A 24,331-nucleotide genomic window follows, 5' to 3' on the forward strand; every position below is an offset into this window, starting at 1 on the left:
ACCGCCCGCCCGGGCCGCACCGCGCCAGCGCTGATAATAACGCCTGGGTTGACCACCTGCCCGCAGCCACGGCTCGGCCGTTTCCGCCCGCTCGAACCTCGACGCGAGTCCGGCACGCCGCCGCCTCCTGACGCGCTGCACTCGAAGGCAACCGTATTATGTCAGCTGTATTGCAAAGGGGTAGGCGTGCCGAAACAGGTGGATCACGACGAACGGCGGGCGCTGATCGCCCGCGCGCTGTGGCGTGTGGTGGATGAGCGCGGCGTCTTCCGGCTGAGCATGCGCGAGGTCGCCCAGGCGGCGGATATGTCGCTGGGCCAGCTGCAGCACTACTTCGCCACTCGCGAAGCAATGCTGAGTTTCGCCGTGGACTTCGCCGGCGAGCAGACCGGGCTGCGCGTGCGACAGGCCCTCGGTACGGACCCACACCCACGCGAGGCGCTGCGGGTGCTGCTGACCGAGATGCTTCCGCTGCACCCCGAAGCCCGGGCGACCAGCCGCCTGCACGCGGCTTACGTGCTGGTAGCACTGCACGACCCGGCCGTTCACGCCCGCGCCCGCGCGGGCCTGCGCCAGGGGCGTGATCTCGTGGAACAGCTCGTCCGGCGCGCGATCACCGACGGCGAGATCGCCGGCGACCGCGACCCGATCATCGAAACCGATCGGCTGCTCGTCCTCACCGGCTTCACCCCGCTGCTCGAACTGGATGTCGTCACACCACAGCAGGTCCTCGCCGCCATCGATCACCACCTGAAGGAACTGTTCACCGACCGGTGACAAAGGTGTGGGGGAAATGGTGGCGGGGGCTTCTCGGCCGATGCCGCCACAATTTCCTCCTGATCGGGCGACCAATATCGGCAGACCTGAAACTGACGGAGAAATTACGCAGCCACAAGTAGAACGAAGAGCATGCGCCCCTTGATCATCCCGCACGGTGCCTGGCGGCAACCGGCCCACTACGACGAGGTCACCCAGCGGTCGCGCCGCGACGGCGTCGACGTGACGGTGCCCGACCTGGCGGGACGGCCGCTCGCCGACCGGGCTGACGTCCTGGCAGTGCTCCGCGACCACTCGTGACCTTGTTTCGCCGAGCCCGACGCAGCACCGAATTCGCCCAGTATCAACGCATCGCGAGAGCACGGGAGAGGGCAGCATGAACACCGCAATCGTAATCGGCGGCGGCATCGGCGGATTGGGCGCCGCGCTCGGCTTGGCACGCGCCGGTTGGCAGGTGACCGTGCTGGAACAGGCCGACGACTTCCGTACGGTCGGTGCGGGACTGATGCTGGCGCCCAACGCGGTTCGCGCACTGTGCTGTTTAGGACTGTCCGACCGGCTTCAGACACTGGACGCAGCGCAGGGAGCCACCGGTATCCGGACCGCATCCGGGCGGTGGCTTATGCACGGGGACGTGCGCGAGGTGCGCCGCCGATTCGGTGTCCCGGAATATGCGCTGTGCCAAGCAGACCTGCACGCCTGGCTCGTCGAGGCACTGCGGCAGACCGAGCTGTGCACCGGACATCAGGTCACAGCCGTAGATCCCAGCACCGGTACCGCGACATTCCTGCGCCCGGACGGTGAAACCGGCGCGCGCAGCGCCGAACTCGTTGTCGCGGCGGACGGCCGCTACAGTCCGACCCGGGCACGCCTGTTTCCCCACCACGCGGGAATGGCCTACGCGGGCTACCTCACCTGGCAGGGCGTCGTACCCGCCGACGCCGCGGCCGGTATCGACACGAGCCGTGCGTTGATCGAGAGTTGGGGCCGCGGGCAGCGATTCGGCTTCATGACGCTCACCGGCGGGCAGGTGTCCTGGTACGCCGCGCTGTCGGCGCCCCCGAACGGCTACGCCGAGACAGGCATCGACACGATCGCGCGACTTTTCCGCGACTGGCACGATCCCATCCCCCGGCTGCTCGCCGCCACACCACCGGAATCGCTACTGCGACGAGACATCTACTCTTTGGAGGCGCCACTGCCCACGTACACGCGCAAACGGGTGGTCCTGCTCGGTGACGCGGCGCACGCGATCACCCCCGATTTCGGACAGGGCGTGGCGCAGGCACTGGAGGACGCCGCGACACTCGGTCAGCTCGCCGCCCTGCTGCCCACGGCGCAATCCCTGGCGGCCGGCTACGACTTGGCACGGCGCGGACGAACGCAGCGACTGGCGCGCGCCTCGGCCGCCTGGGGACGGGTCGCGCAGTGGCGCAATCCGGTGCAGGTCGCCCTCCGCAACGGTCTCGTGTGGTCGACCCCGCGCGCGGTGTATCTACGCTCGATGAGCGAGATCTACTCCTGGACTCCGGAATCCACGCTGGGGACTTACGACGCCGGGGCATCGGACACGACGGCGACCGTGCCGAACGCCAGCAGCTGATACGCGCGGGCCGGTTCGGCAACTCCGCCGGGACACGCGGCGAGGCCACGCCGCAATGTATTCCCGATTCGACGACGGCCGCATCGCGGAGTACGTCGGCGTCGTCCCACCCGCGGCCGCCACGCCGTGATCGACGGTTACCCCGTCCGGCACGTTTGCGGGTGATACACCGGACACCATGCGGCTGCTCATCATCTCCGACACGCACGTCCCCAAGCGCGCCCGTGATCTGCCGGACCTGATCTGGCGTGAGGTGGCCGCAGCCGACGTGGTCGTGCACGCGGGCGACTGGACCGAGGTCGCGTTGCTGGATCGACTCGAGGCGCGTTGCAGGCGCCTGATTGCGGTATACGGCAACAACGACGGCGCACAGTTGCAGGCCAGGCTGCCCCTGATCGCCCGTGCCGAGTTGGCTGGGCTGCGGCTGGCGGTCGTGCACGAGACCGGGCCGGCGAAAGGGCGCGAGCAACGCTGCGCGCGGGAATTCCCGAACACCGATCTGCTGGTGTTCGGGCACAGCCACATTCCGTGGGACAGCGTCACCGCGACCGGATGCCGGCTGCTCAACCCGGGCTCACCGACGGACCGGCGCAGACAACCGCAGCACACCTACCTGACCGCACGCATCCACGCGGGCCGGTTGGATTCGGTTGTCCTGCAACCGATCACGAACAGCTCGGATGGTCCCGTCGACAACGGATGAGGCGGCGGGACCGATATGGTCCCGCCGGCCGCGGCAGCCGTCCGCTTCCTACGCCGGTGACCGGCCGCCGCAGTCGATTCGATTACGCGGTCACCACCACGTACATCCGGGCCGCCCCGTACACCTTGTCATTCGACTCCTCGGTCGTGATGATATCGAAAGCGTAGATGTCACCGACCTTTTCGTTCTCCCCCGGCTCGACCGTGATGGTGAGCCACTTGCGCTCGCCCGGCTTCAGATATATTCCGACCTCGTGGCTGGGGTCGCCGCAGTCGTCGATGCCGACGTTGTCCAGCGGGTCGGTCGGGCAGTGGTGCTGCGAAAGCCCGGCGTCGGCGGCGATCCTGGCCAGTTGTTCGGAGCCCGGATCCAGTTCGACCGCCCGTAGTGCGACCTCCGCTTCGAGCGGGCAGCGGTCGTACGCCGGAACCTCGACCAGAACCTTGCGGACCAGGGTCTGGCGCAGCGGTTTCGGGGTGATCATGAGGTTCAGCTGCCCGTGGTGGGTGTCGCCGAGCAGATCGAGCCGGTCGCTCGTCGGCGGGTCCGAGAGTCGCTTACCGTCGGGCTCGTAGGTCGCGTAGGTGTCCTGGACCTGAACCTCGACGCTGCCGCCGCCGATGGTGCCGCCTTCGGAGAAGACATTGACCCCGACGCACACATGACCGTCGTTGTAACTCTCGATGTCGCCGGGCTGCGGCTTCCAGAATCCGTTGCTCCGCACCACAATCGACTGTCCCGGCTGGACTGTGCCGCCGTTGTAACCCTCGAACGCCGGACTGCCGTGCTCCGGATTCGGGCTGGTCCGGATGAGCGAGACCGGACCGATGGCGCCGGCCGCGAAGTTGGAAACCCAGCCCTCCATGCGGATTTGGCGCAGGGGCACCTGCGGGCCTGCCGGATCGGCTGCGAAGTCGCCGCGATTGAACACACGCACCAGCAGGTAGTACGGTTCGTCGACGTAGACCTTGCCGTCGAAGACACCCGCCTCCGAGCTGTCCCAGTACGCGGGGTCCATGAACGGTTCCGACGCTTCGTAGGTGAGCAGGCGAATGTTCGGGCTCACCCAGATCACGGTGCCCTGTGGCAGCGGACGGCCCGACCCTCGATCGCCCGACATGTAAGGCACGACGAGTCTGCCCTTGGGATTGGAATTCGGCATTGTTTCCTCTTTTCTCGGATGGCTTTCGCCGGAGGGTCAACCGGTTACGCAGACGATCTGGAAACCGGTGATCGAGACGGCGTCACTCGGTGCGGCGCCGTCCAAGCGAGCGGAGATGAAGTAGGCGTAGGCCTGGTCGAGTCCCTCGGTGCCGGTGGCCGGGCCGATCGACAGATCGAAGGTCCGGCCCGGATCGGTGCGCACTCCGGTGATCTGCGCTACCGCAACACGATTCGCGCCACCGAGCTCCTGCCGGAACAGCTCCAGCTGCAGTGAGCCGTTGCCGGTATTGGCGCCGAGTACCCGGAATTTCTTGATGGTGCCGGTGGTCGGCAAGGCCACCGCCATCACGCCGTAGGCGCCACCCTTCTGCGGGGCCTTGCTCGCACTGCCGAGCGCGTGCGCCCAGCCGTCGACCCCGGACTGGGTCAGCTGAGGCGCCAGGTTGATCGTGCGTTCCTTCGGCAGCCCGGACGCGAGCGACTCGAGCGCGGCGCCGATGGCGTCGAGGTCGACCTCGAGCGCTTGGAACCTGACGTTGAAACCGTTGTCGCCCCCCGCGGTGACGCGATCGACGGCATCGACCCACTTCCGGTGGGTGAAGGTGCGGGTGAACAGACCCATGGTTCAGTCCTTTCGAGTCGGCCGCGCGAACTGCTGCCCGCGCAGGCGGTAGGTGGGGTAGGTGTAGGCGGGGAAGATCTCCAGCTGCCCGGCCTTCAACTCGGGTACGTGCTCGCGAATCACCCGGGTCTCGAATTCCACGCCGATCGGGTGTAATTCGTTGACCACGTTCATGATTCGCTCGTACTGATCCCGCCGGAGCACCACCGGACGGCCCGCCGCCTCGCCGTCGAGCAGGCGCTGGTCGAGTCCGATCCGAACCGTGTACGGCGGATTGCCGGCGGCGCCGGCTCGAACCCGGACCTGTACGACGCCCGCGCGCTCGGCGCTCAGCCGCGCCAGCGCGCCGGTGGAGCCGTCGAGATGGGCGGCGGCCTCGTCGGACGGCCGCACCGACCAGGACAGCGGCCGATCCGGCGGTATCGCCGCCGCCGCGGCCACCGGCCACAACGCGGTGACCGTACGCCACCGATCCGGCCGCAGCACCGCCACGGCGTCGGACTCCCCGCGGCCGATTTCCCCGAGCACCACGGTGAGCACCGCCGCACCGGCCGGCACCATCGCCACCGGAACACCGGGCACCCGAACGGAATTGCCGTATTCGGCGACGCCCGCGAGCGTCCGGCGTTGGACCTGTCTGGCGTACCACGCCCCCAGATAGAGCACGCCCGCCGTCTCGTCGACGTGCAGGCGCGACGGGATCAGATCGATATCGGTGAACGTGCCGGTCACCGTGCGGGTGGCGGCGTCGAGCACACACAGCGTGTACTCGGCGGAGGTGGTGACGTAGACGCTGGTTCGGCTCACCGCCAGCGCCCGCGGCAGGCCAGGGAGCGCCGGCGCCTGCACCCATGCGCCGGTGCCGACCGCGACGGCGCGTAATGCCTTGTCCGCGCAGGCCACCCACGCGGTGGTGCCGGTCGGATCGAGCGCCAGCAACTTCGCGCCGCCGTTGGGCACCGGCCACTGGTTGACGATGGCCGAGGTGCTCGCGTCGAGCACGACGACCTTGGTCGCGACCAGCACCACCAACAGCGGTTTGGTGGGATGGCAGGCAATGGCGAGCGGCGCCTCCGGCAGTGCGGGCATGGTGGCCGTCACCGCCATGTTCTCCACCGAGACCGCGGTGACCGTCCGCGCGGTCGAGCTCGCCGTATAGACGGTCTTGCCGTCCGGACTCGCCGCGATGGCGATCGGCGCCGCCCCCACGTCCGTGCCGCCGAGCAGCGTGCCAGTCGTGCTGTCCATGAACGACACCGTCGAGCTGCCGGTATTCGCCGTGCACAGTACGGTGCCCGCCAGCACCGCGCCGACCGGGCTCTCGTGCCGCGGCACGGCGATCGAGGCCACACTGCCCTCGTCCACCTCCGCCGGCCCGGCGACGGCGAGATGTTCGCCGGCGCGCTGCGCGACGCGGATCACCGTGCCGGTGTTGAACACGTAGTCGAACCCGGCGCTGTAGGCGTTGCGCCCCAGCGCCGCCAGGCTCAGCGCCGGGTCGGCGGGGGCCAGTGTCAGTGCCCGGCCGACCCGGTCGAGTCCGGTGCCGTTCGGGTCCCAGCCGGAGACGATGCGAACCTGGGGTGGGCGATCGTAGGTGTTCAGGGCGCCGGTGACGAGCAGTCGTCCGAGCCGCAGCGCTACGTCGGCCTGCATGCGGTTCGAGCCGGGCACCGTGACCTGGAGCAGCGGATCGGTAACGGTGACAAGGTCGTTCGGCGAGTACGCGCCGTCCTCGGCGGTGCCCGCGACGGACTCGGCGACACCGAGCGTACCGTCCGCGCCGATCGACGTGCCCGCCGCCAGGCCCTGCGGGCCGATGGTGAACCGCCGGGTGGTCGAGAAGCCCTTGCCGCCGCGGCGTACCTCCAGCTTCACGGTGACTTCGCCGGGTTGCAGCGCCCGCACCTCGATCTTCTTGTCGGTAATCGAGCCGACGAGTTCGGCCCGGCCCGGCCCGGCCTCCAGCAGCGACCAGCGAAAGATGCTGTCCGCCGGCGGTTCCGGGTACACCGAGAGTTCGGTCGCGGGATTGCCGACGCCGAGATCCTTGCCGAACCAATAGCCCGAACCTCGGATCGTCATGACCGCAGTGTCGGCGATCGAGACGTACACGTCGCCGCTCGCCGCCCGATAGCGCACCCAGTCGAATCCGGCTCGGTGCGCGAGCGCGGCGATCCGGCCCGCGGGTTCGGTCGGGTGGCGCAGCACGAGCGCGCGTCCGGTGGCCCGCAGATCGGTTGCGGCCGAGTCGTATCCGGCGGTCACCGACAGCCGCTGATAGATCTCGATACCGAGCAGGTCGAGCAGCGCTTGGAAGCGGCGCGCGGTGGTGATCCGCATCCGCCGGTCACCGGCGGGGAACGCGACGTTCGGATTGTCGAACCGGACGAGCCACTGCGGATCGAACAGGTCTTCGTCGACCGTGCCGCACACCTCGGCTTCGGCGCTCTGCCTGCGCCCGCGGGCGTCGATCGATTCGCCGGGGCGCAGCGCGGTGGGCCGGACGGTGACCGTGTGGGTGCCGACGGGTGTGCGAACGAACGCGTCCGACACGGTGATCGGGCGCGCGACGTCGTTGATCTCGCCGACGATGTCGTTGAGCGCGTCCGCGATATTCGCCGGGGTCGGCAGGTTCCACCGCCGGAACAACGCCAGCCGTTTGCGGTAACTGTCGTCGTCTTCGCCGAGCACGTGGGCGAACGACGCGATCGGGACGCGCGAGATCCGGACCTCGTCCAGAGTGCCGTAGAAACCGCTGCTGAACCCGCCGCCGGTCAGGTCGGCGAAGCCGATGCGCAGCGGCGAACCATTGCTCAGCGCACCGATATTCGTTGTCGCACTCGCGGCCAGGACGCCGTCGACGAACAGCCGGGCCACCCCGCGACCACGGTCGAGCACGGCGGCGACATGGTGGAACCGATCGGTGTCGAGCGAAATGTCGGCGTAGAGCTCGACTTTCGTCGTCCCGTCGGACAGCAGGAACCGCGGATTGCGGTCGAGTCCGCGAAAGTGCCCGATGTGCAGGCCCCAGCCCGGCTGGGCCGGATCGATCATGTCGGTGTGCTTGGACAACATCGCCCCCTGCCAGCCCCCCGGTGCCGGCCGCACGAAGCATTCGGCGGTGAAACTCGCGGTGGCAGGCAGCGCGAAATCGGCGTGATCGGCCACGGTGACCTCGGCCTGGCCGTACCGGAAGCCCATGCCGAAGCCGTATCTGCCGTCCACCCGCGGTGTGGCACCGGACCGGGTACCCGGGTGGCCGACGCCGGTGTGCAGCGCCATCGCGTCCGCCACCGTCGCGGTGTCGGCCTTGTCCTCGAGGTGATAGAGCGCGATCGTGTCCGGGACGAAGCCGTAGGGCCGCGGCGGAAACCGCGGGATACCCAGGTCCGAGCCGATCAGATCGAGCGAGAACCCGGCGGCGTCGGCCACCGCGTGCTGAGTACGCACCCGATTCAGGTGCGCGCTCAGGTGATCGCGTTCACCGCCGAGCACCCACAGCAGCGCGGCGAGATCTCCCAGCAGCGCCGTGAATTGGAAGACCCCGCGAACCTGGACGCCGGGCTCGCCCTGCGGTGCGCGCACCGAAACGCTTTTCAGCACCGCGGTTGCGGCGTCGGCCCCGAGCGGAACCAGCACCGAGGTGCCTGCCATCGTGCCCGCCGCAATGACGAACACCACGCTCTTCTGCGCCGAGCCGCCGGCCTGATAGCGCACCGTCATGGTGATGTCGGTGGTCAGATCCTGCCGCGCCGCGACGATGTACCTGGTCCGCGGCGTGGTATCGAACCGGGCCACGTGCTCACGGAAGTCGTAGGCTTCGAAGGTCGCGTTCTGTGACGGTTCGCCGCTGGTGTACGCGAGGTCGACGCGGTCCGCGCCGGCCGCGAACGGTGTGGTGAGGGTGCCTGCCATCCGGTGAACGGCGGCGCGATAGCGCGTCATCGGGCCTCCATCTGAATGTCGATGAGCCGGCTGTCCTGCCGGAACTGCGCGATCTCGGTCGGCCCGAGGACGAGGTTCTCGCCGAAGCCGACCTCGATCGGCTCGGCCTGGAAAAGCTCCGCTCCGAAGGTGATTCGCCCGAGCGTCGAGGGGTAGCGGCGCAGCCGCAGATCTCGGACGTCGAGCACGCCGGGCTGATCCACCAGCAGGCTCATCACCTGGGAGAACAGCACATCGCTGCCGAGCCGCAGGATGCCGAGGCTGCGCGAGAGCCGGTCGAGTACCGCAGCGCGCAGCGAGTTCGGGTCCTGGCCCGGATCGATGATGACGGTGGCGCGCAGGCCGACCTCGATATGGTTGGCCTCGATGATGTTCGGGTAGATGCCGACCGGCCGTACCCGGTCCACCTGCGCCTTGACCTGCTCGTAGATGCCCGTGACCGAGCCGGTGCTGCGCCACGGCCGCGCGAACTCGTGCGCGACGACCACATCGAAGAAGTAGGGCTCGCCGAATTTGCGCTCGCCGCTGAAAGTGCGTTCGCCGAAGTTGAATTCGTGAAAGATGCTCTTGGTGACGTCGGCGCCGCCGAGGGTGTCCGAGAGCAGCACGTCCAGCGCACCGCGCACCCGGAGCACCGCCGCGCGCACGCTCTGCAACGTCCACATGTCCCGCGGGAAGCCGAGTTGCCTTGCCCGATAGGCGGTGTCGTCCTCGGTCTCGTCGCCGCCGGTGAAGGTGGACCGGTTGCTCGCGGCGACCGAAACGGTGGCCGGGAAGTGCAGTTGGGTGCGGAGATAGTCGCGTTCGACCTCGACGAGCTGTTCCGGGCCGATGTTCGCCTGCGCGCCCGCCTCGAACGCGCGAACCAGTACCGTCGCGCTCGGGGCCTGGCCGGTGAGCGTCACCGGCGCCGTCGTGTAGAAGGTATTCGTGTACGGCGCGGGCAGATTGTCCAGCAGCACAGTGCCTTCCGGCAGCACATAACGCCGGCCCGGCTCCGCGCCGGTGATCGTCAGCTGCGCCGGACCCTGCGCGAACAGATAGTCGCGATCGAGCCCGATGTCCCGGCCGAGCAGGTCCAGGTCGGCACCGGACGCGGTGGAGGCGAATTGGCTGTAATAGACGTCCTCCAGCCGCTGCCACAGCATGGCGTCCTCGTCGGAGGTCGCCTGCAGCAGCTTGGTCAGCACACTGGTGCCGGACAGGTCGACATCGGGGCCGAAGACGTCCACCGCGCGTTGCCGGGCGGATGCCAGTATCTCGGCGAGCCCCTTGAGCACGAACCCGTCTGCTGTCACGCCGTATTGCGTCATGCCTGCGCTCCTATATTTGCCCGCAGCACCGCGGGAGTGCCGTCGCTGGTGGTGATCGAGACGACGACGACCCACTGCCGGTGGTGCGCGTCCGATTTCGGATCGATGACCTGGATGTCCCGGATCTCCTGCACCCGAGGGTCCGTGCCGATGGTCCGGACAATGTTCAGCCGCAGCAGATCTCGCATTTCGTGCGCATTCGCCGGTGCGGTGAACACGGCGCCGTAGTCGAAGCCGTAACCGATGTCGTAGCGGTCCTCGCCGAGCGGTGTCAGTACGCGTATCCGTAAGGCCTGGGTCAGATTGGGCAGGCCGGAAACGAGCTCGATGCCGCCTCGGCTCAGCACGAGATCGCCTTCGTCGAAACGGATTCCGAGGCTGTTCGCTGTTGTCATGGATGGTCGCTCCCCCTACTTCGCATCGAGGATTGCCTGGCCAGGGTCGACAACGGTGAACTTGCCGCCGTTGGCCGCGCTCGCGTCGGTCGGCGCGGCAGCGGTGGCGAGCACTACGGCCGCGCCGTTGACCTTCAGCACCGTCGAAAGGCCCGCGGTGAACGAGAGCAATTGCTTGCACGGCCCGCCGGCCTCCACCGGGACCTTGCAGTCCAACGTGGCGTTTCGGTAGTCCGATTCGAGCAGCACCCGAACGCCGCGCACAGTGAGGATGGCGCTCGAACTCATCGAGAGCGGCTGATGCGGCGGCGCCGCACCGCAGCGCAGTTGCGCGGTGGTGACCAGCACTTTCGCCATCACCCCACCTCCACCGCGGCGGCCGCGAGCTTGATGCTGTCCGCGGTCAGGGTGATCTCGCCGCCGCTGATCGCGATCGAGGCCTTGCCGTTGCCGAGCCGCACATCCTTGTCGTCGGTGGTGATGTCCACCGAACCGTCCTCGGCGACGGTGATCGTCGTGCCCGTTCCGTGCCTGATGACCAGCGCCTCTCCTGTCGGCGGCGGCGGCCGGGTGCCGACCTCGGGCAGCACGTCCGTACCGACCTGGATATCGAGTCCCACCGCCTGGACAACGCGATGGCCACCCGCATCAGTGAGGTCGTTGACGCCCTTGCCGGTCGGCCGTCCGTCCGTTACCTCGGTCGGCAGGCAGAGCCAGTAGTCGCCCGGTTCGTTCTCCGGCGGTTCGTGATTCGCGTTTCGCGACCACACGAACCCGGCGGCGATCGCGTCGTTCACCTCACCGCCGTTGTGTAGCAGCAGTGCTCGCATGCCCGGATACACCGGAACCATCAATCCGGTTCGGTCCCAGGCGAATACCGATGCGACCGGCTTGTCGTGCAGCTGGAGGGTGTTGTCCACCGGATCGTCGACACTGGAGGCCGCACGGCGTTGTCCGTAGTCGAGCGTCGCGCGGTGCCCGCCGTTGTCGCCCGCACCGGCCTTGTTGTAGGAGGCGACGTTGCCGACGTCGACGGCTGGGTGATCGGCCAGCAGCGCACGCGTCATCGAGTGGAACCCGTCGGCCACCGCGTGTGCGCCCTCGACCGCCTCCGGTCGCTTGGCATCGTTCGCGCCGAGCACGGTGACCTCGCAGGTGTACCCGCCGCGCAGGCTGAAAACGTGCTGCACTGCCTCTACCCGCAGGTCGCCGGAGCCGCTGTCCTCCAGGTCGACCTTCGCGCCGATCTGCAGGACCGGGTCACCCAGCACCGTCAGTTCGAATCGGGTGGTCGAGCCGGGCGCGGCTTGTAGGTCGGGCGACCCGCTGTCCCAGCGGCGCTTGCTGACGATATTGTCCGCCGCGCGGAATCGGACCGGCGGCGCGGCGGCCGTCGCGGTGCCGAGCACCGCCTCCCCCGCGCGGACGGCGAGCGGCGTTCCCGCCCGGACCGCGATTTGCCCGAGCACGCCGAGCGCGGTGCCCGCCGAGATCGTGAGATCCGAGTCGGTGCCGGTGACTCCGCTGTGCTGGACCGGCACGGTCGTCTGCGCTTCGATGGCGGCGAATATCTGGGCGAAACTGGACTCGCCGGGCTTGTCGTACGGAAAGCGTTCCCGCCGTAGCAGATACCCGGCCCGCTCCATGCCCTTGAGCCGAGTCAGCAGGCTGCCGTCGGCGGCGACCTCGGTGGCGATCTCGGTGATCGCGCCGACCATCACCGACGCTTGCTGGGTCGACGGCTGGTCGAAGTAGCCGAGTTGGATGTCGACGAGTAGCGGCCGCGCCGAACCCGCGCGGGCACGCGACTGTTCGGCCAAGCTCTTGGCGTTGTCCAACGGCAGGTCCCACAGGGTGATTTCGAAGGTCGACGGGTGCGGTCCGAGGGTGGCCCTGGTGTGTACCGCGGCGTCGAGCAACAGGTCGCCGTGCAGCACATCGTTGGACAGCCGCAGAAAGCCGGGCCCGCCGACGTCGGTGCGGAACTCGAGTCGATACCAGATCACGAAGCCCATCGCAGCGCCACACCCCCCACCACGGACGAGTGGTACGCGCCGGATCCGTTCAGATTCAGCGGATGCACGGCCAATTCGGTGAACACCATGGCCAATTCGTGGGCCTCGTATTCGAGATGGGGAACCAGCTTGCGCCGGAAGAGGATTCGAGTGCCCTCCGGCTCCTCGGTGGACACCTCCAGCACGAGGAACGCGCCGTCCTGCGGCAGCTCCAGTGGCACAGTCCGGGCGAGCAGATCCTCGTCGGTCACATTGACATAGAGCGAGAGCACGTAACTGCGCTCGCCGAGCGAGATCCGCACGGCCTGCGGAAACCCGCGATCGGCGTCGATCGGCAGCCGCAGGTACGGATACTTCAGCACTGGACTCATAGCTGTTGCCTCACAGAGAGATTCGTGGTGCGGCCGTTCACAGCGGCACCGAGGGGACGGCGGGCACCGCGGCCGGGGCGGCGGGGCCGGCGAACAGGGCCGACCCCGCGGCGAGGGCGAGATCGGCGATCTCACCCGCCAGCGCCGTCTTGCTGCTGCGCGGAACATGTTCGAGGCTGATCGCGACGTCGATCGCGTCGCGCTTCTGCACGCTCTGGGTGAAGCGCAGATCGGTGATCTGCATATCGAGGCTGATGGTCAGGCCGCACACCACCGGGATGCCCGTCACCGCGAGCAACCGGGCGGTCGCCGCGACGAGCAGGCGTGAGGTGAGCGCCAGCGTCTCCAATTGCTTCTTCGCGATCAGGCGATCCGGGCCCAGCAGCATCGCCTCGATGGCGATCGCCTTCCGGGTCGGCGCGATCGCCTGGGAGAACCTGCTGTCGGCGATGCGCTGGATCTGATAGCCCTCGGTCATCGAGATGCTCTGGACGTACAGCAGTGGGACCGGGCCGATCAAGACCGGTTGTGCCGTCATTTGCCCGGCTCCTTCCACGATTGTCGGAGTAGCGATTCGGTGACTTGTTCGGCGCTCGTCACCGGGGTGCTGACGATTTCCGCACCGGCCGTGCGGAATTCGACCCACCGCGCGTGAGCGAGCACATCCGGATCGAGCAAGCCCTTCGAAACCCAGTCGAGGGACGTCCGGACCTCGACGGGTATGCCGCCGATTTCCAACGCGCGGGTCGAACTCATGAACCCGCCGATACTCGGATGTTCGATCCCGCCGGCATCGAGCCGATTCACGTAAGTGGACGACACAGCGAACCGATCGGTACCCGCCTCGGTGAGCGACTTCGCGCTGGTCATATGCCAGGCTTCGGTCTGTTCGGGATGTTCGAACCAGTACTCGAAACCGCCGGATCGGGGATGGAGCTCACCGTGCTCGTCGAGCAGGAAGCGCAGCGGATGGCCCGGCTTCCTGTTCAATTCCCGCTGCACCGCGTTGCGGAAACTCTCTCTGGTACTTGCGGTTCCGAGCTTGCCCAAGGCGGTCGCCTCGACGGTCTGGCGCGGGTTCGTCCGCAATCCGCGCTCGGCAGCGGCGACGGCCTTCGACAACCATTCGCCGTCCGCGAAGTCGACCGGATCGCCCGTCGCGAGTTTCATCAGCAGTTCGTGATACTGCTGTGGTCCGAGTGTTTTCCGTGCTTCGGTGACGCGGCCGAGGAAGTGCTCGTATCGCGCGGTGGTCGAGCCGAATTCGCGTGCCGTCGGTGCGAGCGCGTGGGCGCCCGCATCCACCACGAATTCCAGCGTGCCGCGGGCGCGCGCCACCCTGGTGAACGCCACCGGCCCGAGTTCGCGCAGTTGCTGTTCGGACAGCCGACCCGCGATCCGCAGCAGCGTCGACATCTCGGAGCCCGCCATGCCTTTCAGCAGCGCGCGCACCGTCTCCCCCGTCCAGTTCGGCGCCCTGCCGACCAGTTCGAGCACGCGGTGCACACCGGCGACCACTTCCCCGGCCAGGCCGGTCGCGGGACCCACGGATTGTTCGACCACCTCGGCGATCCGCAGCGCGGACACCACCCGTTCACCTGATCGCTCGGCGTCCGGGGTCACCATGAACCGCGACAGTCTTCTCGACCGAGGCGGCGCCTTGCGCAACAGCAACGCAACGTCGTCGGCAAAGGACTCGGGCAGCAGCCACATCAGTCGGCCGACCGCACCCGCATCGGCCAGTTTCACGGCGCTCGCCAGCGCCTCGAACAATCGGGCTTGTGCGGCAACTCTTTCCGCGATCTTGGCCGCCCGGGCTTCCGGTAGACCGGTCACGAAGGCCGCGAGGATCTCCAGCAGTACCGTGCGCAGCACCCGGCGCATCAACGCGCTGGTGACGGCGCCGCCGACGCCAGCGAGCCCTTCGATATGTTGCAGGCCGGCCATCGCCATGCGCCCGGTCGAACCCGCACCGGCCAGCAGCGCGCGCAACTGCGCCATCGCCACCGGGTCGGGCGGCTGCGGCACGGGCGGGAGGAAGGGAATCGGAATCGGCATGACGCCGAGCGCTTTGGACACCAGCACGTAGAGCTCGAAGAGCTTCGGCACGCTCTCACCGAGTTCGACCGGCAGCAGCGGCAGGTCGGCGAGCCCACTGACGGTGCTGCGCAGCCAGTCGTACGCGGTGCCGATGAACTCGCCGATGTCGAGCATCGACAGCGGATGCTTCAGTTGGTAGACAACGATATCCAGCAGCTGCGTGGGTTCGAGCGCAGCGCTGCCGAGGTGCGCGCCGACCGCGAGCAGCAAACGGAACGTCGGTTTGTCGAACTGGCTGAACAACTTCAGCAGCTTGCCGTCGGCGGCGAGCGGTGCGAGCAGCGCGTCCAACTCCGACTTGGATTCACACGAGGCCAGCAATTCGACCATCGCCGCGTGGAGTTGCTCGGTGTCGATGCCCGTGCCGACGTCTTCGGCGACGTTCATCAGGGCGAGCAGGTAGCGGCGACGCTCCCACACGCTCATCGTCGCGAAGATCGAGCGATCCAGGGCGACCAGGAAACGCGCGACGCTCAGGTCGTCCGGATTGTCGAACGTGAGCTGTTGCACGACTTTCCGGGCCGTCGACACGTCCAACACACCCTGGTCGGCGGGATCGGCGAGCCAGCGTTCGATATTGTCACCGGCCCAAGCCGACGGTGTCGCGGCGATATTGCTGCGGTAGAGCCGGATACCCTCGGCTGTCGAGATGAGCAGCGGGTTGTTCGCCGGATCGGTGACGAAGGTCGCGCCGTACGCCGGCGCGGTCACCGCGCGGGCGCCGCTGCCGGGCTCACGGCTCACCGCGGGCGCGAAATTGCCGAAATCCCTGGCGTGCAACGCGGTGGTGAGCGCGCGAACCAGCAGGCGCCCCGGCTCGCTTGGTTTGCTGAGTACGACGAAGCCACGCTCGCCGAAGAGGTATCGACCCCAGTAGACCGCGCGGACCGGGCTGCCGGTCTCGATCTCGAGGTAGCCGCCCGCCTTGACCCACAGCGGAACTGTTCTGCTGAGACCGAGAACCGGGCTGATCTGGGCCGGTCCGACCCGAACGATGTCGTCGCCGACGATCAGTTCCTGCCGGAACACCGTGTGCGCAGCGCCTTGCGCTGAGGCGTCGCGAGGCGCCTGCGATCGCCGGAAGCGTTGTTCGCCCTCGCGCACACCGCGACTGATCGCGGCCTGCACAGCACGCTGGTTCTCCAGCGTGAGCGGTCCGGTGAAGGTCATCGGGATCGCTTGTGGGGTAGGCGAATCGGGGCTCATTGCGGCGGCTCGCGATAGATCGGATCGTCGAACAGGACGACGTTGTTCGGCCCCAGATGCTTGATCGCCTTGTCGAGCACCTGCTTTGGCGTGTCGCGCGTGAAGTAGGCGAATGCGGCGACGCCGCGCTCGGCGGCGGCCAGTTTGAGGTCGGCTATCCGCATGATCGCCGCACCGTCGTCGTTCGCACCCTTGGCCCGGCCGCCGACCAGGATCAACTCCCCGTTGGGCCCGATGACGTCGACATCGACCGCGCCCGACTGTCCATTGCTGCGATTGAACCGCAGCTTCAAGTCCTTGGGCGTTCCCTTCTTGTCTATGTACCCACTGCGGGCCAGCCGTCCGCCCGTGAGCTTCGCGACCGCCAACTCGCGCTGGAAGCCGCGATATGTGGCCACTTCGCCCGGTGGGATCGGCGGCCCCGGCAGCAGGCCCGCGAACGGCGGGTGCTCATCCTTGATCTCGCCGGCGCGCGGGGTGTAGATCCGAGCGGGACCGTCCGGGCGTCGTGGGGTGACCAGACGCTCCGAGGCGCTGCCTCGTCGAGCGCCACCGAGCGCGAGCAGCAGCCCCCACAGCAGTTCTTCTGCCTGTGCGCGAACGGCCGCGCGGCGCTGGGCGGCGATCCGCAGTTCGAGGTCTTCGATCTCACTGTCCGTCTTGTCCCGCACGTGCAGGCCGCGACCGGTCTCGTCCTGAATGTAGTGGTCCCGCAGCGGGATACCCGTCGGGGCGAGGCCGGTCGAGGTGAAGATCCGGTCGAGTTCGGCGATGTCGTCGGCGGCCAAACCCGCCTCGAGCAGTTGCTTCTTGTCGATCGCGGCATCGACGGCACCTTTGAGCCCCGGCGAGAGGACATACAGCTGTCCCACCGCGTCGACCGTCGCCGAATAGGTCACCGGATCGGCCTCGGCGTGCGCGGCCACCCGCCGCATCACCTCGGCCAGCGGCCGCCACCGGTAGCGCGGATTTGTGTTCACCACGGTGTCGGGTCCTTCTTCGCGGAGTTTGTCCGCAACGAGCCAGTCCGCGTGTTCATCTATCGCCCTGTCGCTCAGCGGTGGCGCGAGCCTGCCCGCATCCTGGCGGCGTCGTTCGTCGGACTCGTGGGCGACGATGTCCGGCAGCAACTTTCGCATCCGATCGGCACTCGGCGGCGCGAACTTCGGATCGTTGATCGGCGACAGCGCGGCAGGCCGGGTGGCGCGCGCACCGGCGGTAGCCCCGTCCGCACGACTCGACGCCGCGGCCCGCAACTGCTTGTCCACCGCGGTGGCGACGGATTCGGTCAGCTTGTCCAGGTCTGCGCCGGAAGGAGTGCCGACTATCCGCACCTTGACCGGGATCTCGATCCGGCCGCCGGTGCGGCCCTTGGTGGGCAACGGATTTCGCTGCCGCGCGTTCGTTGTCTGCCGATTCGTCGGCATGGCGTTTCCTCCCTTCTTTCGTGGACCCGGACAGCTGGTCGATGCTCAGCCGCGGTTGCGCAGCGTCGTATGCAGTTGGTCGAACACGTATTTCGCCACCTGACGCAGGTGCTGCTCGCCCAACTCGCCGACGACCTCCACCTCGACCGGAAAGCGGTAGACAGGCTCGTCCTGCTCGGCCGCCCACTCGGCGGGTTCGGCGGACACGGCCTACTCGATCCCTGGCTGCAGGCACATGCAGGTGAAGGTGGCCTGCGGGACCCCGTCGATGACGACATTGCTCGGGTTGGCCGAGGTGATGATGCACCTGCCGAACTTCAATGCCTTGAAAGACCAATCGGTGCCGGTCTTTTCGGCCACCACGATCTCGAACTCCTTGCCGGTCAACGCAAGCTGAGTCAGTTCGGCGACGACCGCGGCGAAGGCCTGCACGGTCATGGTGAAGGTGAAGGTCTGGGGTTGCCTGACGTAGCCGAGGTTGTCGGCTTCGACGCTGTGTACCACCGTGTGCGGCACGTTGAAGGTCGGCGTGAACTGGGAGATCGGGCTGATCACCGTGCTGCCAAGGCGAACTTCGAGTCGGGTATTCCAATTGGCCATTGCTCTGTCCTCGGATCCGCGGATCGGCCGCTAGTTGAATTTCAGGTTGATGTGGATGCGGTGCATCGCGCCCGCGTACTCGACGCTGGCGAGCACCTGTGCGACCCGGTTGGTGTGCGCGTCGTGCACGGCCTGCACCTGGGCCGGGGTCAACGTGTCCGGATCGGCGTCGAGCAGGTTCAACACCGGAACGGTGAGCTTGTAGCCCTCCAATACCCCGCCCGCCACCAATGGGTTCAGCACCGCCTCCATCTGAACGATCAACGCCCGCAAGCCCGAACGGCTGATCCGCAGATTGCCGATGGAGCCGATCAGCCGGGCCTTGAGGCGGAAGGTGACGTCGTCGAGAGTGCGCTGCACGTCGATGAACTTCAGCTTGCCGGGATTGCCGGTGTACCCCTCGCCGAGGTAGGTGCCGCCGCCGGGCAGCAGCACCGGCGAGGTCAGCCAGACAACGCCTTTGCCGGCGATCCCGGACGGAACCGCCGGGTTCGTCTCGTCCTCGCCGCCGTTGATCGCGTCGATCTGTGCGGCGGTGAACGGAACATTGTTGATGGCAACCTGTTTGAGAATCATCGAGGTGTAGGGCGGGTAGCCCGCGATGGTGCCCGCCACCGCGCTCGCGGCGTCCTGGTCGCTCTGGTGCGCCACGTAGACCATGCGGTCGGAGACGAGCGCGCCCGTCACCAGCGCCGCGTCCGCTACGCCCTTCGTCAGCATCGCGACACCCATCCGTTCCTTGCCGTCGCCGGCCGCGGAGGTGGTGACCACGTGGTCACGCAGCGCGGTGACGGCGCCACCCGCCTGGGCGGAGGCTGCGGTCAGCGGCGTGTTGGCGAGCACGACGAACTGCACGTCGAGTGCTTCGGCGGCCGTGAGCGCGTCGGCGACCGTGCCCTGTTTGATCCCCCACAGGCGACTCGGGCTCGGATCCTGGGCCATCGCCGTGATGAGCGACTTCGTCAGGGCCGATGGGGCCGTGGCGTTCGCGCTGAACTGCTTGATCGCCTCGGCCGGCGAGGTGATCTCGACGGGGGCGTTCGCGGTACCCGCCGTGGCGTCGCCGATCACGACCATGTTTCCGGTCGGCCGGACCGTCGGTGCGAAACTGTCGAATGCGGGGAAGACCCGCACATAGTGAAGTGCCATGGAGAACTTCTCCTAGTTGGTGGTGAAGGGATTCGGTGCCGCGGAAACGTCACGGCTCGTGGTATCTGGTCCGCAGCTTTTCGCGGTAGGCCTCGATTTCCTCGCGCGACAGAGTGATTCGCGAGTCCGGCTCGGTGGGTGGCGGTTCGGTCGGCGTATCGTCCGTGGCTGCCGCCCGGGTTCGCTTGTCGGTCATTTCTGCTCCTTGGTGTCGGTCGGCGAAGACATCAGACGAAGACGGCGAGCACCTGCTGACTCGCGAAAAAAGCGGTGATCTGTTCCTTCGTGAATCCGCTGCCCGTGACGGCTTCCGCGGGGAAGACCACGAGCGGGGCGATAGCCGCGGCGATCTCGGCGAAATCCCGGTCGTGGCGCTCATCCACCACGGGTCCGTGTGCCGCCGCCATCTGGCGAACGTCGCGCAGAGCCGCGGTCAGGTCGAGGCTGTCGCGGATGAGGACGCCGACGCGCAGCGGCAGCCGCCGCGAACTCGCGGGATCGGTCGGGTCGAACGGCGGCTTCGGCGCCAGTTTCGCCTCGGCCAGCAGGTGGTGGAACGCGCGACGCAAGTCGTCGACCGTGGTCAGGCGGTTTTCTCGCATGAACGCGTCCAGGTCCAGATAGCGGAACTTCGCCGCGAACTCCTCGAGTGTGGTGAAATCGCCGATATCGCTGATCCGGAACGACGCGAGTTCGCCGGGGTCGATCGCGAGCACCAGCGTGACGGAAAGATCCGCGACGATATCGATCCATCGCGGTGCCGCGCCGTCACTGCCGGTGATATCGACATCGGTGCGGCTGTGGCCGGGCATGGTCTGGGTCCAATTGCCGGTGCGCCGCACGACCGGAAACATCGGGCGAGCACATTCCGGAGCCGCCACATCGACCGCCATGATGTCATGAATCACCGCGTACGGCAACTGATAAACCGCGCCGAACAGGGTTCTGATCCGGGTACGTCCCGTATCGCTCGCCGGGAAAACGACGTCCCGAAGACCCGCCCCGTTCGCGAGGCGAAGCAGAATAGTGTCGGCTGGATTACCCACGCATCACCTCCCAATTCCGTAGACACCGCTGCGCGAACCGGAGTTCGCCGTCGGCAGCGCCGGTTCGATGTGACCGATACTGCTGGCGGGCGATCCAGGAAGGAAGGCGCCGGTTCAACCAACGAACCGGGCGGTCTGGCTGGTGGACCGGAGGTATCGGGTGAGCAGCTGACGCCGATCAGCGCGTTCGTGCTCTACGGCATAAGCCGAACCTGATGCCGAAGCCTGCGAGTCTCTCGCCGATCAGTTGGCGATGACGATGTCCACGACACGATGAGCGATCTCGCGTATTCCGCTGTCGAGCACATCTTCTCGATACGTTTCCCAGTCTGCGAGCTTGGAGATGTCGCGCTCGGCGCCACGGGCCAGCATCCGCGCCCGGATCTCGCGCTCCGCGCTGTCGAGCCAGATCGTCTGTACCGCAACAGCGTCCGACGCCTGCGCGACCACCCGCAGATGCTGCGCCAACGAACGGTTCGCCGCAGCAGCGGCACGAATCACCGACAGAAACGGGCCATCGAGCACGACATGATGCACGGCGGTTCAGCGTAGGCGTTGGCCTGCTTGCGCTGTCGCATACGGCACCAGGGCGGTCCCATAGCCCAGTCCCACGAAGTCGTGGCCGGTGATGTCGATGCGATGACGCGCCTGGAAACCTGCTGCGTACACGCGGAGAGGGCGCTGAAGGCGCAAGCTGGTTGCGTCGTGCGGCCTGCCGTGGCCTGGTCGACGCATTGGTCGATCTCGGGTTCTTGCTGGAGACCGAAGGAAATTGCGCCGAAACCGAACACCTCTTCCGCGAAGGCGCACGCAGCGCAGGCGATTACGCGATGAACGCGCTCGCGACGCTGCTCGAGCAGCGCGATGACCTCGACAAGGCCGAGCACTGGTACCGCAAAGCCACCGAGTCTTGGACAGCGCGCGGGAGCCGGTGACACCCGCGCACAGCAGAAGCTGGACGCCCTCCGTGAGCGGATCAACGCGGTGACTCAGCCGCCCGGGCCAGCCTGAATACCGGGGCCGTGACGCTGCAGATCCGCCCTTCGATAACGCAGCGCCCGTACCCGTATATAACACAGCATTCCCGTCATCACTCGACTTGCGGGTAGCTACGCACTCTTTACATCGGTAGCACTGTCACCACGACTTCCACGCATCGGAAGGAATCTCGATGAGCCGACATCACATTGCCGCACGCACGCTCCTGGCCGCGCTCGGCATGGCCGCCGCCGTCACCCTGGCCGCACCTGCGCACGCCGCCACTACCGTCGGCGTGCGCTTGAACGGCGCCGAATTACGCATGTCCGGAAGCGATTTCGCTGATGACATCGAGATCGGTGCCGAATCCGACGGGCTCACCGTCACCAGTAGGGCGGCCACCATCTTCATCGGCAGCGACTCCGGTTGCGAGCGGATCAACGACTTCAAGGTCCGCTGCCGCGGGGCCACCACCATTCACGCCGAACTCGGTCTCGGAAACGACACTTTCCTCAACGTGACCAACCGGCCCGGTGAGATCAGCGGCAACGTCGGAGCCGACAACATCACCGGCGGAGCCGGAGACGACACCCTGCGCGGTGGCAACGGCAACGACATCCTCGACGGCGCCGGCGGCTTCGACACGGTCATCGGCGGAAACAACTTCGACACCTGCATCGGTGAAAACGAATCTCTGAGCTGCGAAAGCTGAGGCCGTACAGCTGTATCGCCAACCATAAGAGTCCGCCCCGGCCGAACGAAACTCGCCGCCCTCAGCCAGCTTGTCGATCGAGGCACACTCCGGCAGGTGATCGGCGCCGTGCTACTCGCCGATCTCGCACAGGCGCACACGCTTTTGCCGGCCCGCCCACTTCGGCTACGGCCCGTCTCGAAGTGATCGATGAAGGCGGTTGGCGGCGTTGATGTTTGGACGAGGTTTCCGGTAGGCGGGTTTCAACCCGGCGCTCCATCGCTCCGGCACCGCCGCAGAATCGGCGCACCGTGCGCGTGCCATGCGGACGAAAGTCACTGCGCTGGAGGAACTGTGGATCACGGTGCACAGCCCGGCGCGGGCCGCGACGAGGTCGATGATCATCTTGCGAATCAGCAGAATTGGCGCCGAGGATATCCGACAATGGGGAACGTCGGCGTTTCACTGCCGATGAGTGGCTGATAGGAGAGCCCGATGGCACAGCTCGAATCCCCCTCCACCGCAGTAGATTCCCCCACGCCCGGCCGCTCCGCGGCAACCAGTGTGTTCGTCAACGGATATCCGCCGCGACGGCGTGGCCTGGTCCTACTGCTCGGCGTGCTCGCCGGGTTCCTGCTGACCGTGGCGTGGTCGGCGCCGTTCGTGGACACCACGATCGGCGGCACGGTGGCCGACGGGCTACTCGGCCACGACGCCAAGGAAGCCGCGATCACCAGCATCGGCGCCGGTATCGTGTTCGCGTTCGTCTCCGGTCTGGCCGGCACGTTCACCGCGTGCAATATCGCCGTCTTCGGCGCGGTGGCACCGCTGGCGGGCAGCGCGGGCGGCTGGTGGAACCGCGTGCAGGCGGTGCTGCGGCCGCTGCTGTGGCTGGCCGTCGGCATGGTCGCCGTGTCCGCCGCCTACGGTGTCGTGGTCGGCATCTTCGGGACCGGCATGCCGCAATTCGACACCGCGCCGAGCCGGCCCGGCGAACTGTCGCCGCGGCTGATCCAGTCCATGGTGGTGTTCGGCGTGATCGGCGTGATCATGACCTATCTCGGGCTCGCCGTCCTCGGCCTGGTGCGCGACCCGTTCGCCCGCATTGCCGCCCGCTTCCCGAACGCACCATTGGTCGTCTTCGGCGGCCTGATCGGCGCCTTTCTCATCGGACGCCCGTTCCCCTTGTTCCGCAAGCTGTTTCGCGACGCCGCCGAAGAGGGCAACATCCTCTACGCAGCGAGCGCCTTCGTCCTGCAGTCCCTCGGCAACATCGTCATCCTCGCCGTCCTACTCGTGCTGACCGTCCTTGCCGGTGGACGCCTGCAACGCTGGTTCCAAGCCGACCCACGCCGCGTCAGCATCCTCAGTGCCACCGCCCTGCTCACCGTTGGCGTCTTCACCTTCCTCTACTGGGACGTGCGCTTGCTCGCCATGCGCGACATCATCCCGTGGTATCCGCTCGCGCCCTGGGTGTAGCCCTTTCCGCGGAGCCCGGCGCACGGATGCTTCCTCGCGCCGTTGCTTTGCTTATCTCACCGACCCGCACCGCTATTCACGATCTGGAATCGACTCGGCAGCGCCGGTCGAGCTCGTTTCGGGTTTCGGGTACAGAACCTCGCGGCCCGACCGATACCAGACGTCGTCATCGACGAAGTAGCGCTCGCGGCGGCGTTCGTCGCGCTCACGGCGGACCGGGCCCTCGCTTTCGAGGGACCCGATCGCCTTCGGGATCGAGGCCGGGGTGGCCCGGAGCCGCGCGATGAATTCGGACACGGTGGAGCCGCCCGCGTCTGCGGTGGAGAGGCAGGTCAGCACCCGAGCCATCATGGTGGGCATGCCCTGCGCCATGAGCAGGGTGGTGAACGTCTCCTCGTAGGCGCGCCTGGCCTCGACATCGCGTCCCGTGCGCTCGCGTCGGTGTTCGTTGCCTCGGGGCGCGGCCTGGCGGCGTTGGCGGGCGCGGCGTTCGGTGGCGCGCTGTGCCAGGTCTGCAACAGTTTATGGAAGTTCAGCTGCTTCAACGCATGTCGTACGCAGCTTTTGAGTTTCCTCGAAGCGGAATGCAACATAGCGTTTGCGACGTCAGAAATAGTCGCCGAGGTGTCCTGCGGGTCATGGCCTCGCCCCTGGCCACCACCTCCCGCGGCGACATCATCGAACGCGCCTTTACAGCACCGGGCCCGACCAGGAGCAACTCATGACGAGAAATCGTGCCTACCC

Annotated in this window: 25 protein-coding genes; 7 read left to right on the plus strand and 18 right to left on the minus strand. The window is 67.4% G+C overall.

Going from position 1 to position 24,331, the window contains the following annotated elements:
* The first annotated feature begins 186 nt into the window (after positions 1–186).
* The 4 genes from NBRGI_RS08395 to NBRGI_RS08410 all read left to right on the plus strand — a co-directional run bounded on the left by NBRGI_RS08395 (position 187) and on the right by NBRGI_RS08410 (position 3,083).
* Complete coding sequence (locus NBRGI_RS08395) at positions 187–777, plus strand: TetR/AcrR family transcriptional regulator (protein WP_029894231.1); 591 nt, start codon at positions 187–189, stop codon at positions 775–777.
* A 132-nt stretch (positions 778–909) separates the two neighbouring features.
* Positions 910–1,077 carry a hypothetical protein gene (locus NBRGI_RS48060; protein ID WP_158439815.1) on the plus strand — a complete coding sequence of 56 codons (168 nt, stop codon included), beginning with the start codon at positions 910–912 and terminating at the stop codon, positions 1,075–1,077.
* Positions 1,078–1,153: 76 nt separating this feature from the next.
* A complete protein-coding gene (locus NBRGI_RS08405) occupies positions 1,154–2,380 on the plus strand; it encodes an FAD-dependent monooxygenase (protein ID WP_051727580.1) in 1,227 nt (408 codons plus the stop codon).
* A gap of 178 nt (positions 2,381–2,558) precedes the next feature.
* Positions 2,559–3,083, plus strand: a complete 525-nt coding sequence (locus tag NBRGI_RS08410) for a metallophosphoesterase family protein (RefSeq protein ID WP_036558027.1) — start codon at positions 2,559–2,561, stop codon at positions 3,081–3,083.
* An 82-nt stretch (positions 3,084–3,165) separates the two neighbouring features.
* On the opposite strand, the gene NBRGI_RS08415 is transcribed toward NBRGI_RS08410, so the two are convergent.
* The 17 genes from NBRGI_RS08415 to NBRGI_RS08495 all read right to left on the minus strand — a co-directional run bounded on the left by NBRGI_RS08415 (position 3,166) and on the right by NBRGI_RS08495 (position 20,976).
* A complete protein-coding gene (locus NBRGI_RS08415; protein ID WP_029894237.1) occupies positions 3,166–4,245 on the minus strand; it encodes a hypothetical protein in 1,080 nt (359 codons plus the stop codon).
* Between the two features lie 36 nt (positions 4,246–4,281).
* Positions 4,282–4,869 carry a hypothetical protein gene (locus NBRGI_RS08420; RefSeq protein WP_029894238.1) on the minus strand — a complete coding sequence of 196 codons (588 nt, stop codon included), beginning with the start codon at positions 4,867–4,869 and terminating at the stop codon, positions 4,282–4,284.
* Positions 4,870–4,872: 3 nt separating this feature from the next.
* Complete coding sequence (locus NBRGI_RS08425) at positions 4,873–8,817, minus strand: LamG-like jellyroll fold domain-containing protein (RefSeq protein ID WP_029894240.1); 3,945 nt, start codon at positions 8,815–8,817, stop codon at positions 4,873–4,875.
* The gene (locus NBRGI_RS08430; RefSeq protein WP_029894242.1) at positions 8,814–10,130 is read right to left on the minus strand and encodes a baseplate J/gp47 family protein; all 1,317 of its coding nucleotides are present in this window, start codon (positions 10,128–10,130) and stop codon (positions 8,814–8,816) included. The genes NBRGI_RS08425 and NBRGI_RS08430 overlap by 4 nt, the downstream gene beginning before the upstream one ends.
* On the minus strand, positions 10,127–10,525 hold the full coding sequence (locus NBRGI_RS08435; protein ID WP_029894244.1) for a hypothetical protein: 399 nt from the start codon (positions 10,523–10,525) through the stop codon (positions 10,127–10,129). The genes NBRGI_RS08430 and NBRGI_RS08435 overlap by 4 nt, the downstream gene beginning before the upstream one ends.
* A gap of 15 nt (positions 10,526–10,540) precedes the next feature.
* The gene (locus NBRGI_RS08440; protein ID WP_029894246.1) at positions 10,541–10,882 is read right to left on the minus strand and encodes a hypothetical protein; all 342 of its coding nucleotides are present in this window, start codon (positions 10,880–10,882) and stop codon (positions 10,541–10,543) included.
* Positions 10,882–12,531, minus strand: a complete 1,650-nt coding sequence (locus tag NBRGI_RS08445; RefSeq protein WP_148310736.1) for a hypothetical protein — start codon at positions 12,529–12,531, stop codon at positions 10,882–10,884. Before NBRGI_RS08445 ends, NBRGI_RS08440 begins: the two co-directional genes overlap by 1 nt.
* Positions 12,528–12,911: a hypothetical protein gene (locus tag NBRGI_RS08450; RefSeq protein WP_148310737.1), complete on the minus strand. Its 384-nt coding sequence runs from the start codon at positions 12,909–12,911 to the stop codon at positions 12,528–12,530. Before NBRGI_RS08450 ends, NBRGI_RS08445 begins: the two co-directional genes overlap by 4 nt.
* 37 nt (positions 12,912–12,948) lie before the next feature.
* Positions 12,949–13,449 carry a hypothetical protein gene (locus tag NBRGI_RS08455; RefSeq protein WP_051727581.1) on the minus strand — a complete coding sequence of 167 codons (501 nt, stop codon included), beginning with the start codon at positions 13,447–13,449 and terminating at the stop codon, positions 12,949–12,951.
* Complete coding sequence (locus NBRGI_RS08460; RefSeq protein ID WP_029894254.1) at positions 13,446–16,181, minus strand: hypothetical protein; 2,736 nt, start codon at positions 16,179–16,181, stop codon at positions 13,446–13,448. The genes NBRGI_RS08455 and NBRGI_RS08460 overlap by 4 nt, the downstream gene beginning before the upstream one ends.
* A 32-nt stretch (positions 16,182–16,213) precedes the next feature.
* Positions 16,214–17,644: a hypothetical protein gene (locus tag NBRGI_RS08465; protein WP_029894256.1), complete on the minus strand. Its 1,431-nt coding sequence runs from the start codon at positions 17,642–17,644 to the stop codon at positions 16,214–16,216.
* A 45-nt stretch (positions 17,645–17,689) separates the two neighbouring features.
* On the minus strand, positions 17,690–17,851 hold the full coding sequence (locus NBRGI_RS48065) for a hypothetical protein (RefSeq protein ID WP_158439817.1): 162 nt from the start codon (positions 17,849–17,851) through the stop codon (positions 17,690–17,692).
* Positions 17,852–17,854: 3 nt separating this feature from the next.
* Positions 17,855–18,244: a hypothetical protein gene (locus tag NBRGI_RS08475; RefSeq protein WP_029894258.1), complete on the minus strand. Its 390-nt coding sequence runs from the start codon at positions 18,242–18,244 to the stop codon at positions 17,855–17,857.
* Positions 18,245–18,274: 30 nt separating this feature from the next.
* The gene (locus NBRGI_RS08480; protein ID WP_029894259.1) at positions 18,275–19,393 is read right to left on the minus strand and encodes a hypothetical protein; all 1,119 of its coding nucleotides are present in this window, start codon (positions 19,391–19,393) and stop codon (positions 18,275–18,277) included.
* 49 nt (positions 19,394–19,442) lie between these two features.
* Positions 19,443–19,589 (minus strand): hypothetical protein, encoded by a 147-nt coding sequence (locus NBRGI_RS48070; RefSeq protein ID WP_158439819.1) that lies wholly within the window; start codon positions 19,587–19,589, stop codon positions 19,443–19,445.
* 31 nt (positions 19,590–19,620) lie between these two features.
* Positions 19,621–20,439, minus strand: a complete 819-nt coding sequence (locus NBRGI_RS08490; protein ID WP_148310739.1) for a hypothetical protein — start codon at positions 20,437–20,439, stop codon at positions 19,621–19,623.
* A gap of 243 nt (positions 20,440–20,682) precedes the next feature.
* Positions 20,683–20,976: a hypothetical protein gene (locus NBRGI_RS08495; RefSeq protein ID WP_029894262.1), complete on the minus strand. Its 294-nt coding sequence runs from the start codon at positions 20,974–20,976 to the stop codon at positions 20,683–20,685.
* Between the two features lie 161 nt (positions 20,977–21,137).
* On the opposite strand from NBRGI_RS08495, the gene NBRGI_RS08500 reads away from it, so the two are divergent.
* From NBRGI_RS08500 to NBRGI_RS08515, 3 genes are all read left to right on the plus strand, one after another.
* Entirely contained in the window at positions 21,138–21,374 is a 237-nt protein-coding gene (locus NBRGI_RS08500; RefSeq protein WP_148310740.1) for a hypothetical protein, read from the plus strand.
* Between the two features lie 236 nt (positions 21,375–21,610).
* Positions 21,611–22,129, plus strand: coding sequence for a calcium-binding protein (locus tag NBRGI_RS48075; RefSeq protein ID WP_029894266.1), 519 nt, complete (start codon positions 21,611–21,613; stop codon positions 22,127–22,129).
* Between the two features lie 474 nt (positions 22,130–22,603).
* A complete protein-coding gene (locus NBRGI_RS08515) occupies positions 22,604–23,587 on the plus strand; it encodes a hypothetical protein (RefSeq protein ID WP_029894268.1) in 984 nt (327 codons plus the stop codon).
* 72 nt (positions 23,588–23,659) lie between these two features.
* Here NBRGI_RS08515 and NBRGI_RS08520 read toward each other — a convergent pair whose 3' ends face one another.
* Positions 23,660–23,947 carry a hypothetical protein gene (locus NBRGI_RS08520; protein ID WP_148310743.1) on the minus strand — a complete coding sequence of 96 codons (288 nt, stop codon included), beginning with the start codon at positions 23,945–23,947 and terminating at the stop codon, positions 23,660–23,662.
* Positions 23,948–24,331: the final 384 nt, after the last annotated feature.

Source organism: Nocardia brasiliensis IFM 10847, from assembly GCF_000710915.1.
In the GTDB taxonomy this organism is placed as follows: Bacteria; Actinomycetota; Actinomycetes; order Mycobacteriales; family Mycobacteriaceae; genus Nocardia; species Nocardia brasiliensis_A.